The sequence below is a fragment of the Hydrogenophaga electricum genome (assembly GCF_030160815.1).
GTDB lineage: Bacteria > Pseudomonadota > Gammaproteobacteria > Burkholderiales > Burkholderiaceae_C > Hydrogenophaga > Hydrogenophaga electricum.
This window is the reverse complement of record NZ_BSPB01000079.1, coordinates 1-10,937: the sequence shown is the minus strand read 5'-3', so window position 1 is coordinate 10,937 and position 10,937 is coordinate 1. Positions and strand designations below refer to the sequence as shown.

The window sequence follows — 10,937 nt, the reverse complement described above, 5'->3', positions numbered from 1 at the left end:
CGCCTGCAGGGTGCCGTCGAACACCGCCGTGGGCGCCACCGCCTGCGCACCGAGCGTGACCACCGGCACGCGGGGGCCGGTCTGCGCCAGCGCCGCCAGCGGCAGCAAGGCCGCCGCCACGATCAGACGCCAGGCCGCTCGCACGCGCCCAGGCCGGCTCCGGCGGGTGGATGCCCGTTCCAGGGGCAAGGCAAAAACAGCAAACAGATCGGCGGCACGCATGGGGTTCTCCTGTACGGGCCGAGTATATTCATATACCCCCAGGGGTACAATACCCCCACCCCCTACAGGCGATTGCCCCGTTGCCCGAACGCCGACCGGACCGTGCCCGACCGGTCAGACCGGCGCGAAGGGCACGCGCGGCGCCACGGCGCACAACAGCTCGTAGCTGATGGTGCCGGCAGCACGGGCCACCTCGTCCACCGGCAGCACGGCACCGGTGCTGGGCGAGACGCCCCACATCACCACCTCGCTGCCGAGGCCGGCGGGCACCCCTGCGGCGTCCAGCGGCGACAGGTCGACGGTGATCATGTCCATGCTGACCCGGCCGACCAGCCGGGTGCGCACCCCGTTCACCAGCACCGGCGTGCCGGTGCCCGCGTGGCGCGGGTAACCGTCGGCATAACCGCAGGCCACCACGCCGATGTGCAGCGGTCCGTCTGCCGTGAAGGTGGAGCCGTAGCCCACGGTATCCCCGGCCTGCAGCCGCTGGGTGCCGATGACGCGGGTGCTCAGCGTCATGGTCGGCTGCAGATCCCAGTGCGCAGCGCTGTTTTCCGGGTAGTCGGGCGCGCTGCCGTAAAGCGCGATGCCTTCGCGCACCCAGTCGGCCGCGAGCGTGCTCACGCCCACGCCGCGCAGCGGCCGGCTGGCGTGGCGCAGCATCGCGGCCGTGTTGCACAGCGTGCGCTCACCAGCCAGGTCGGCGGTGACGGCCTCGAAAGCCGCCACCTGGTGGTCGATGCCGCGGGGGCCGTCGGCATCGCTGAAGTGGGTCATGAAGGCGATTTCGTCGACCTGGGGCAAGGCGCTCAGGCGGGCCCAGGCCGCGCGGAATGCGCCGGGCGTGAAGCCGAGCCGGTTCATGCCGCTGTTGAGCTTGAGGAACACCCGGTGCGGCTGCTGGGTCTTGTGCGCGGCCAGCCAGTCGATCTGCTCGTCGCAGTGCACCGCGTGCCACAACCCCAGGCGCGAACACAGCTCCAGGTCGCGCGGCTCGAACACGCCTTCGAGCAGCAGGATCGGACCGCGCCAGTCGAGGGCCCGCAGCCGTTCGGCTTCGGCCAGGTCCAGCAGCGCAAAACCGTCGGCACCGCGCAGGGCCTCGAAGGCGCGCTCGATGCCGTGCCCGTAGGCATTGGCCTTGACCACCGCCCAGACCCGGGCATCGGGTGCCCGCACCCGGGCCTGTGCGAGGTTGTGGCGAAGCCCTTCGGGGTGGACGGTGGCGAGGATCGGGCGGGGCATGGCAACAACAGAAAACGGCGGGAGAACGGGCGGCGGTGGCGCTTCATGGGCCCTTCAGGGTGCCATGCTATAACCCCGCATCCTTGGAGATAGCGCCGACTTTCGCACAAAAAACCGCTGCTGACCCGGGCCCAAACGGTGCCCAGACCACCCGGTCCACAGAATCATCCCCATGAAGCGCGGCTTCTACACCATCATGACGGCGCAGTTCTTCAGCTCCCTGGCTGACAACGCGCTGTTCGTGGCCGCCATCGAGTTGCTGCGCAGCCGCCACGCACCCGAATGGCAAAGCGCGGCACTGGTGCCGCTGTTCGCCCTGTTCTATGTCGCCCTGGCCCCCTTCGTGGGGGCCTTCGCCGACGCCCGGCCCAAAGGGCAGGTGATGTTCATCAGCAACGCGATCAAGGTCGCCGGCTGCCTGCTGATGCTCACCGGCGTGCACCCGCTGGCCGCGTACACGCTGGTCGGCCTGGGCGCAGCGGCCTATTCGCCGGCCAAGTACGGCATCCTCACCGAGTTGCTGCCACCCTCTCAGCTGGTCAAGGCCAACGGCTGGATCGAGGGCCTGACCATCGCCTCCATCATTCTGGGCGTGCTGCTGGGCGGCCAGCTGGTTGGCCCCTACCTCTCGGCCCAACTCATGGCGATCCAATTGCCAGGCCTTTCGCTCGGGATCGACCACCCGGCCGAGGCCGCCATCGCGGTGCTGGTGGGTGTCTACGCCCTGGCGGCCATGTTCAACCTGCGCATCCCGCTGACCGGCGTGACCCCGCGGCCCATGCCGCGCAACCCGCTGGCCCTGCTGCCCGACTTCTGGCGCTGCAACAGCCGGCTCTGGCGCGACCACCTGGGCCAGATCTCGCTGTCGACCACCACCCTGTTCTGGGGCGTGTCCGGCAACCTGCGCTACATCGTGCTGGCCTGGGCCGGCGCCGCGCTGGGCTACAGCACCACGCAGGCGTCCAGCCTGGTCGGCGTCGTGGCGCTGGGCACGGCCGTGGGCGCGGTGGTCGCCTCGCTGCGCATGCGGCTGGACCAGGCCACGCGGGTGATGCCGCTGGGCATCGCGATGGGGCTGCTGGTGATCGGCATGAACTTCATCGACAACGTCTGGGTCGCCGCCCCGTTCCTGGTGCTGCTGGGTGGGCTGGGCGGCTTCCTGGTGGTGCCCATGAACGCGCTGCTGCAGCACCGGGGGCACAACCTGATGGGCTCGGGCCGCTCGATCGCGGTCCAGAACTTCAACGAACAGACCTGCATCCTGGGCCTGGGGGCGCTCTACAGCCTGTCGACCGGGCTGGGGCTGTCGGCCTTTGCCGCCATCACCATCTTCGGCCTGATCGTGGCCGGGGTAATGGGGCTGATCATGCGCTGGCACCAGCACAACCAGCGGCACCACGGCGTCGAGCTCGAACGCCTGCTGGAGATCGCCCGGCGGGACGACCTGCACGGCTGAACGCCGCGCGCCGCGTGCGCGCTCAGAAGCTCACGTTGGTCGGTTCGAACGCGTGCAGGTTGATCAGCCGGTGCGCGGCCAGGGTGCGGTACAGCTCGGCTTCGGTGACCGAGCGCGAGTAATAGGCGTCGGCGCCGGCCAGCCCGGCCTTGATGCGCTCCATGCTGCCGGCACTGGGCGCGAACATCACCACCACCGGCGCCTGGCCGTTGGGCAGGCGCACCTGCTTGGCCTGCCGGCAGACCTGGAAGCCGTCGGGGTCGCGCGACATGCGGTCGACGATCACCAGCCGGTACGGGTGGGCCTTGAGCATGGCCAGCGCCTGCGACCCTTCGCGCGACCAGTCGACCGACAGGCCGTAGCGGGCAAAACGCTTGAAGAGGATGCGGCCTTCGACCAGGCTTTCGGCCACCAGCAGCGCGTCCCCGCGCTGCACCTCGGGCACCGCCGGCGCGCGCGAGCGCGTGGACCGCGCCTTTGGCCGCACCGACAGGGGTGCGGGCAGGTCTTCCAGCCCCCCGAAGTCGGTGAGCCGCACCACCCCCGGGCGCTCGCCGCGCGGGGCGGCAGACCGGGGTGCCGGTGCGGCCACGGGTGCGGGTGCCGGTGGGGGCACCGAGGGGGCCGCGGGCGGTGTGGTCACGCGCTCCTCGGCAGCCGCGCGCCGCAACGGCCGCGTGGGTGGAAATTCACTGTCGGCCGAGCGGCGCCGCGACGTTCTGACCGCGGGCACCATGGGGGCCGTGGCCGCCGTGACCTGACCGCCACGCTGCATGCTGACATCCAGCCCCTGCAACAGGGAAGCGTGGAACGGCTCGGTGGCCGCAAAGCCTTGGGCGGCCACCGGCGCCTGTTCCCGCGGGGCGGCCGCCCCGCGGCGCACACCGGTCAGGGCGTCCAGCGCCGCGAGCACCGACACCAGCCGCACCGGCTTGCGCTGCAGCGGCCAGCCCGTGCCGCCGTCGTGATGGCCCACCAGCAGGACCTTGCCCGGCAGTTCGGCGTAACGCACCAGGTGCAGGGCTTGGGCGTTGTCGGCGTTGACGACCAGGATCTGGGCGTCCAACACCTCGTCCTGGACCCGGTAGGCCGGCGGGCGCCGCGCCGCCATGCGAAAAAACGAATCGAAGGTGGCCGATTCGGCTTCAGAGAAACCGACCAAGGCGACCGAATAAGCGCTGCCCATGTTCCTGCCCGGGAATGTGTACGTTGGAATTAACTTTTCGCAGTATGCCCGGATTGCCCGGCCTGCACACGCCCGGTGGGCGCGGCCGGCCGGGCATGTCCGATTTCACACACGGGCGTTCCCGCTCTGCCATAGTGCTTGTCCCCGCCGTTTCATTTTTCCGGACAGGAATGCCCATGGCCACCGACCTCTACGCCTTCGAGGCCCTTTCCATCGAGGGGCAGTCCGTCCCGCTGGACCGCTACCGGGGTCAGGTGCTGCTGATCGTCAACACCGCCAGCGCCTGCGGCTTCACGCCCCAGTTCGCTGGCCTGGAAACACTGCACCAGATCTACGGCGAGCGCGGTCTGGTGGTGCTGGGTTTTCCGTGCAACCAGTTCGGCCACCAGGACCCGGGCAGCAACGCCGAAATCGGCGCCTTCTGCCAGCGCAATTACGGGGTGAGCTTTCCGATGATGAGCAAAATCGACGTCAACGGCGCCGACGCCCACCCGCTGTACCGCTGGCTGACGGCCGAAGCGCCCGGGCTGCTGGGCAGCAAGGCCATCAAATGGAACTTCACCAAGTTCCTGGTCGGCAAGGACGGCCGCGTGATCCGACGCTACGCCCCCCAGGACGCGCCCGAGAAGCTGGCCAAGGACATAGAGGCCGCGCTGGCCTGAGCCGGCGCGCTCAGTGCAGGCCTTCGGGACGCAGCAGATCGGCCAGCGTGCCGCCCCATGAGCGCAGCGTAAAAGCGCATCGCACGGGCCATGTCGGCGACGGGAATTTCAAACCAGTTGCGGGCGTGTGCCATGGAATCTCCGGAAGGGTGTTGAACAGGCTTTGCAGTCTGCGCCCACCCTGCTGACAGCGTTTTGGCAGCGGCTGTCAGCGGTCCGGCACCGGCTTACAGCAGCTCGGCGGGAATGTTGCCGCCGTTGGCAGCGATGTGGCCGAGCACCTGCTTGTGCAGCCACATGTTCATCTTGGCCGAATCGCCCATCAGTTCGTCGGGGCAGTACAGCTCCTTGGCCAGTTCCTTGCGCGCAGCCAGGCTGCTGTCCAGGCCCAGCAGCTTGAGCAGGTCGACGATGGAGGTCTTCCAGTTGAGCTTTTCGGGGTGCTTGGCCGCCTTGTCGGTCAGCAGGGCCATCACGTCGACCATGGCAATGGGATTGACCACGGGGGCTGCGGGCGCGGCCGGGGCAGCCGGTGCTGCAGCGGGAGCCGGGGCCGGAGCGGCGGCAGCCGGCGGGATGATGACGGGGGCAGCGGCCGCTTCCTTCATGCCCAGTTTTTCGAGAATGTTGCTGAAGAAACCCATGCTGGTGCTCCTGTGGCGTCGGGTGGCAAAAGGTCCGGACCGGACGCGAACGGCCTCGGCCCGCCAGCATAACCCCGGGTGTGTCACCACCGCGTGACAGGTGCCCTCCGGCCACCGAGCCAGCGGCCGGCCGTGAGGCAGTACCGCTGACTGTGCCCTGCGCGCGACGCCGGATGCCACCCCACTCAGGCGGCCAGCGCGTCGTCCAGCAGCTCGATCCAGTGCCGCACCGGCGTGGCCGTGCCACTTTGCAGGTGGGTGATGCAGCCGATGTTGGCGCTGGCGATCACGGCCGGTTGCAGCTCGTTCAGGTGTCCGAGCTTGCGGTCGCGCAGTTGGTAGGCCAGTTCGGGGTTGAGCACCGAGTAGGTGCCCGCCGAGCCGCAGCACAGGTGCGATTCGTTGCGAGCCACCTGCACCGTGAAGCCGAGCGCCGCCAGGTGGTTCTCGACACCCCCCTTGAGCTTCTGCCCGTGCTGCAGGGTGCAGGGCGGGTGGAAGCCGATCACTTTGTTCGCGTCGGGTTGCTGCGCCAGCTTGGGTTGCAGAACCGGCACCAGCGCGGGCAGCAACTCGCTAAGGTCTTTCGTCAGTGCGCTGATGCGCGCGGCCTTGGCGGCGTACGCCGGGTCGTGCTGCAGGATGTGGCCGTATTCTTTGACGGTGACACCGCAGCCGGACGCGTTCATCACGATCGCCTCCACGCCCGCTTCGACGTGCGGCCACCAGGCGTCAATGTTGGCGCGCATCTGCGCGGTGCCGCCGTCCTGGTCGTTCAGGTGGAACTTCACCGCGCCGCAGCAGCCGGCCTCGGGCGCGACCACGGTCTGGATGCCGGCAGCGTCGAGCACGCGCGCGGTGGCGCTGTTGATGTTGGGCATCATGGCCGGCTGCACGCAGCCCGCGAGCATCAGCACCTGGCGCGCGTGGGTGGCGGTGGGCCAGCGGCCAGCGTCCTGCTTCGCGGGCACCTTGTTCTTCAGCGTCTCGGGCAGCAGACCGCGCACCAGTTGGCCCAGTTTCATGGCGGGGCCGAAGGCCGGCGAAGTCAGGCCTTCCTTGAGCAGCCAGCGCACCGCCTTCTCGGTGGCCGGGCGCGGCACCTTGGCGTCCACCACCTTGCGGCCGATGTCGACCAGGTGGCCGTAATCGACGCCGCTGGGGCAGGTGCTCTCACAGTTGCGGCAGGTCAGGCAGCGGTCCAGGTGCAGCTGGGTGGCACGCGTCGGCTCGGCGCCTTCGAACACCTGCTTCATCAGGTAGATGCGGCCGCGCGGGCCGTCCAGCTCGTCGCCCAGCAGCTGGTAGGTGGGGCAGGTGGCGGTGCAGAAACCGCAGTGCACGCACTTGCGCAGGATGGCCTCGGCGGCCAGGCCATCGGCCGTGCCTTGGAGTTCGGGGGCGAGGTTGGTTTGCATGACTCAGCCCATCCGGCCAGGATTGAACAGGCCCTTCGGGTCGAAGGCGGCGCGCAGGCGTTGCGTGATGGCCTGCAGCGCCGGGCTTTCGGCGCTGAAGCGGCGCACACCGGGCGCACCGTCGGCCCCGGCCCGGAACAGGGTGGCGTGGCCTTGCACCGAAGCGGCCGCAGCGCGGATCTGGTCGGCGGCCGAGGCCGGCGCCCACAGCCAGCGCTGCGCGCCCTGCCACTCGATCAGTGCGGCAAACGGCAGGTCCAGCACCGGCGCGGTCTGCGGCAGCGACAGCCGCCACAGGCACAGCTCGGGCGAGGGCGCCGTGAAGAATGGCAGGGTCTGGTCGCGGCAGGCCGCCCAGTCCGGCCCGGCCTGGGCGTTGTCCATGCGCTGGCCCCCGGCTTCGCGGGTCATCCGCTCGCAGGCCGACTCGACCGCCGCCACCGCACCACGCAGCCGCACGAACAGCAGTTCGGGCGCATCGGGGGCGGTGTCGTCCTTCACCCAGCACGAAGCGTTCAAGGGCAACGGCTGCCCGCCCCAGCGGTGCAGCTGCTCCAGCGCGTCGTGTTGGCCGAGCGGAAACACCAGCGTGGCCTCGGCCGGCGCGACCGGCAGCACCTTGAGCGACAGGTGGGTGATCACGCCCAGCGTGCCCAGAGAGCCGGCGAGCACGCGGCTTATGTCGTAACCGGCCACGTTCTTCATGACCTGGCCGCCGAAGGTCAGCCATTCGCCCTTGCCGTTGATGAACTGTGCCCCCAGCACGAAGTCGCGCACGCCGCCCACGGTGGCGCGCGCCGGACCGGCCAGGCCCGCCGCCACCACACCCCCGATGGTGGCGCCCGTACCCGAACCGGACACGAAGTGCGGCGGATCGAAAGGCAGGTGCTGCCCCTGTTCGGCCAACGCGGCCTCGACTTCGGCCAGCGGGGTACCGGCGCGCACGGTGATCACCAGTTCACTCGGTTCGTGGCTGACGATGCCGCACCAGTCGCGGGTGCTCAGGGGCTCTGCCGAAACGGGTTCGCCATAGAAGGCTTTGGTCTGGCCACCGGTGATGCGCAGCGGCTGCGCTGCCGCGGCTGCGGCCCGGACGCGCTCGATCAGGGCCTGGGGTTCTTCGTTCGTGGGGCTGTCTCGCATGGGCGCCATGGTAGCGAGCCCCCTGGGACATGCCGTTGAATTTTTTGCATGAAACCCTGCAAACGGGCACAGCCCGGCGCCGCGGGCCACGCCCCAGAAAAAACCCCGCGTGCCTTGCGGCAACGCGGGGTGAACATCCAAAGGAGACTCTCAAAAATGCGTGGCAGCTTCAGGCCAGGCCGGCATGCTGCCCGCCACGCGGGGGACGACTCAACGGTTGTAGGCCGTTTCGCCGTGCGAACTGATGTCCAGACCTTCGCGTTCCTGTTCTTCGGTCACACGCAGGCCGATGGTCAGGTCAGCGATCTTGTAGGCGATAAAGGCCACGACGGCAGACCAGCCGATGGTGAACAGCACGCTCTTGACCTGGATCCACACTTGGGCGCCGATGGCGAAGTCGTCGCCCATGGTGCCGCCCAGGCCGGGTGCAGCGAACACGCCGGTCAGGATGGCACCCAGGATGCCGCCCACGCCGTGGACACCGAACACGTCGAACGAGTCGTCGGCCTTGAGCATGCTCTTCAGACCGGTCACACCCCACAGGCAGATCACACCGGCCAGCAGACCCATGACGATGGAGCCCATCGGGCCGACGAAGCCGGCAGCCGGGGTGATGGCCACCAGGCCAGCGACGGCACCGGAAGCGGCACCCAGCATCGAAGCCTTGCCCTTGATCAGGCCTTCAGCAGCGATCCAGCTCAGGGTGGCAGCGGCGGTGGCGAGCACGGTGTTGATGAAGGCCAGGCCTGCACCACCGTTGGCGGCACCGGCGGAGCCGGCGTTGAAACCGAACCAGCCCACCCACAGCAGGGAAGCACCCACCATGGTCAGCGTCAGGCTGTGAGGCGCCATGGATTCCTTGCCGTAGCCGATGCGCTTGCCCAGGACGTAGGCACCCACCAGACCCGCGATACCGGCGTTGATGTGCACCACGGTGCCGCCAGCGAAGTCCAGCGCGCCGTCCTTGGCCAGCAGGCCGCCACCCCAAACGATGTGGGCCATCGGCACGTAGGAGAAGGTGAACCACAGCACGGCGAACAGCAGCACGGCGGAGAACTTGATGCGCTCGGCGAAGGAGCCGACGATCAGCGCCACGGTGATGGCGGCGAAGGTGCCCTGGAAGGAGATGAACACGTATTCGGGGATCGTCGACAGCGCGCCAAAGGTGTCGGGGGTCACGCCGCTCAGGAAGAGCTTGCTGAAATCACCAAAGAACTTGCCCTCGCCCGAGAACGCCAGGCTGTAGCCGTAGATGGACCACAGCAGGCTGATCAGGGAGAAGATGACGAACACCTGCATCAGCACCGACAGCATGTTCTTGGAGCGGGTCAGACCGCCGTAGAACAGGGCCAGGCCCGGGATGGTCATCAGAATGACCAGCAGGGTGGAGGTCAGCATCCAGGCGGTGTCGCCGGAATCGACCTTGGGCGCTTCTTCCGCTGCAGCCGGGGCTTCGGCGGCCGGCGCGGCTTCGGCAGCAGCGGCCGGGGCGGCGGCTTCGGCAGCCGGGGCGGTTTCGGTGGCGGTCTGGGCGACGGCGTTGAGGCCGCCGAAAGCCAGACCCAGTCCCAACATCAGGGTTGCAAGGAATTTTTTCATGTCCGTGATCTTTCTTGTGTCAGGGAGATGCGATCAGAGCGCTTCCTTGCCGGTTTCACCGGTGCGGATGCGGACCACCTGTTCGAGCGAGGAAACGAAAATCTTCCCGTCGCCGATCTTGCCGGTGCGGGCCGCGCCTTCGATCGCCTCGATCACGCGCTCGACGAGGGCGTCGTCAACAGCGGCTTCGATCTTGACCTTGGGCAGGAAGTCCACCACGTACTCCGCGCCGCGGTACAGCTCGGTATGGCCTTTCTGACGGCCAAAGCCTTTGACTTCGGTCACGGTGATGCCTTGCACGCCAATACCGGAGAGTGCTTCGCGCACCTCGTCCAGCTTGAACGGCTTGATGATGGCTGAAACCATTTTCATGCTGTGTTTCCTCTTCGACAGGAGGTTGTCAGGGCCCGGGGGCCGACATCGGGTGAAACGCATGGCACTGGCCGGAAAGCGCAGTGCCCTCTTTGGATGCAGACTGTGGCCCCGGGTACGCCGGGCCGCGAATCCATCGCCTTCAGCCCCAAGCAGGGAACGTGCCAGCCGGGAGTTCCCCGGCCTGCGAAGAAAGTCACATTTCGGGCATCGGCCGACCCGCACGGGCCACACATCCACGTTTCAAGGCTTAAGTTCGCCCTCAGGTGCCCCGGCGCCGCGCGCTTCAGACGCGCAACCCGTGTGGCACCTGAAAAAGCACCAAAATCGTGCAATTCATGCCGGACAAGGCCCACCCACCTTCTGGCCAGGATGCACCAAAACAGGGAGTTCTATGGGTCTGTCACTGGTTCACAGCCGTGCGCTGCACGGTTTGCATGCCCGCCCCGTGCAGGTCGAGGTGCATCTGGCCAACGGTCTGCCCAGCTTCACGCTGGTGGGCCTGGCCGACACCGAGGTCAAGGAGTCGCGCGAGCGCGTGCGATCGGCACTGGCCAACGCGGGGCTGGAATTTCCGTCGAACAAGCGCATCACGGTCAACCTCGCGCCGGCCGACCTGCCCAAGGACTCGGGGCGCTTCGACCTGCCCGTGGCGCTGGGCATCCTGGCCGCCAGCGGCGTGATCGACGGCGAGCGCCTGCACGGCTGGGAATTCGCCGGCGAACTGTCACTGGGCGGTGAGTTGCGGCCGGTCCGCGGCGCCCTGGCCATGAGCCTGGCGGTGCACACCGCCGGGGACGCCGCGCCACGGCGCCTGGTGCTGCCGCCCGGCAGTGCCGAAGAAGCGGCCCTGGTGCCCGACGCACAGGTCTACCGGGCGCGGCATCTGCTGGACGTGGTGCGGCAGTTCCTGCCCGAACGGCCCGACGGCGAGGCCGGCCCGGCCGACGACAACGGCTGGGCCCGCGTGCACGCCGCGACGCCTGCCGC

Annotated in this window: 11 protein-coding genes; 3 read left to right on the top strand and 8 right to left on the bottom strand. The window is 68.6% G+C overall.

From position 1 onward, the window contains the following. Positions 1–222, bottom strand: a 222-nt coding sequence (locus tag QQK43_RS21675; protein WP_284309434.1) for a hypothetical protein, incomplete at its 3' end; no start/stop codon positions are given. Positions 223–336: 114 nt separating this feature from the next. Next, positions 337–1,467 carry an alanine racemase gene (gene alr / locus QQK43_RS21670; protein WP_284309433.1) on the bottom strand — a complete coding sequence of 377 codons (1,131 nt, stop codon included), beginning with the start codon at positions 1,465–1,467 and terminating at the stop codon, positions 337–339. A 172-nt stretch (positions 1,468–1,639) separates the two neighbouring features. Here alr and lplT point away from each other — a divergent pair, with 172 nt between their 5' ends. After that, positions 1,640–2,923: a lysophospholipid transporter LplT gene (lplT, locus tag QQK43_RS21665; RefSeq protein WP_234264569.1), complete on the top strand. Its 1,284-nt coding sequence runs from the start codon at positions 1,640–1,642 to the stop codon at positions 2,921–2,923. A 22-nt stretch (positions 2,924–2,945) separates the two neighbouring features. On the opposite strand, the gene QQK43_RS21660 is transcribed toward lplT, so the two are convergent. Continuing rightward, on the bottom strand, positions 2,946–4,109 hold the full coding sequence (locus QQK43_RS21660; protein ID WP_284309432.1) for a response regulator transcription factor: 1,164 nt from the start codon (positions 4,107–4,109) through the stop codon (positions 2,946–2,948). Positions 4,110–4,285: 176 nt separating this feature from the next. Between QQK43_RS21660 and QQK43_RS21655 the strand changes: the two genes are divergently transcribed. Then, complete coding sequence (locus QQK43_RS21655) at positions 4,286–4,771, top strand: glutathione peroxidase (protein WP_284309431.1); 486 nt, start codon at positions 4,286–4,288, stop codon at positions 4,769–4,771. 227 nt (positions 4,772–4,998) lie between these two features. Here QQK43_RS21655 and QQK43_RS21650 read toward each other — a convergent pair whose 3' ends face one another. From QQK43_RS21650 to QQK43_RS21630, 5 genes are all read right to left on the bottom strand, one after another. Continuing rightward, positions 4,999–5,415: a DUF3597 domain-containing protein gene (locus QQK43_RS21650; protein ID WP_234264566.1), complete on the bottom strand. Its 417-nt coding sequence runs from the start codon at positions 5,413–5,415 to the stop codon at positions 4,999–5,001. Between the two features lie 185 nt (positions 5,416–5,600). Further along, positions 5,601–6,833, bottom strand: a complete 1,233-nt coding sequence (glcF, locus tag QQK43_RS21645) for a glycolate oxidase subunit GlcF (RefSeq protein ID WP_284309430.1) — start codon at positions 6,831–6,833, stop codon at positions 5,601–5,603. A gap of 3 nt (positions 6,834–6,836) precedes the next feature. Continuing rightward, the gene (gene glcE, locus QQK43_RS21640; protein ID WP_284309429.1) at positions 6,837–7,976 is read right to left on the bottom strand and encodes a glycolate oxidase subunit GlcE; all 1,140 of its coding nucleotides are present in this window, start codon (positions 7,974–7,976) and stop codon (positions 6,837–6,839) included. A 210-nt stretch (positions 7,977–8,186) separates the two neighbouring features. Next, a complete protein-coding gene (locus QQK43_RS21635) occupies positions 8,187–9,575 on the bottom strand; it encodes an ammonium transporter (RefSeq protein WP_284309428.1) in 1,389 nt (462 codons plus the stop codon). Positions 9,576–9,608: 33 nt separating this feature from the next. Continuing rightward, complete coding sequence (locus QQK43_RS21630) at positions 9,609–9,947, bottom strand: P-II family nitrogen regulator (RefSeq protein ID WP_234264562.1); 339 nt, start codon at positions 9,945–9,947, stop codon at positions 9,609–9,611. 394 nt (positions 9,948–10,341) lie between these two features. On the opposite strand from QQK43_RS21630, the gene QQK43_RS21625 reads away from it, so the two are divergent. Next, positions 10,342–10,937 (top strand): magnesium chelatase domain-containing protein (locus QQK43_RS21625; RefSeq protein ID WP_284309427.1); only part of this gene is annotated, 596 nt, incomplete at its 3' end.

Excerpts from the sequence above, each read along its gene's own strand:
- glcE (WP_284309429.1), bottom strand. The coding sequence starts at position 7,976 with ATGCGAGACAGCCCCACGAACGAAGAACCCCAGGCCCTGATCGAGCGC.
- lplT (WP_234264569.1), top strand. The coding sequence starts at position 1,640 with ATGAAGCGCGGCTTCTACACCATCATGACGGCGCAGTTCTTCAGCTCC.
- glcF (WP_284309430.1), bottom strand. The coding sequence starts at position 6,833 with ATGCAAACCAACCTCGCCCCCGAACTCCAAGGCACGGCCGATGGCCTG.
- QQK43_RS21660 (WP_284309432.1), bottom strand. The coding sequence starts at position 4,109 with ATGGGCAGCGCTTATTCGGTCGCCTTGGTCGGTTTCTCTGAAGCCGAA.
- QQK43_RS21630 (WP_234264562.1), bottom strand. The coding sequence starts at position 9,947 with ATGAAAATGGTTTCAGCCATCATCAAGCCGTTCAAGCTGGACGAGGTG.
- alr (WP_284309433.1), bottom strand. The coding sequence starts at position 1,467 with ATGCCCCGCCCGATCCTCGCCACCGTCCACCCCGAAGGGCTTCGCCAC.
- QQK43_RS21655 (WP_284309431.1), top strand. The coding sequence starts at position 4,286 with ATGGCCACCGACCTCTACGCCTTCGAGGCCCTTTCCATCGAGGGGCAG.
- QQK43_RS21635 (WP_284309428.1), bottom strand. The coding sequence starts at position 9,575 with ATGAAAAAATTCCTTGCAACCCTGATGTTGGGACTGGGTCTGGCTTTC.
- QQK43_RS21650 (WP_234264566.1), bottom strand. The coding sequence starts at position 5,415 with ATGGGTTTCTTCAGCAACATTCTCGAAAAACTGGGCATGAAGGAAGCG.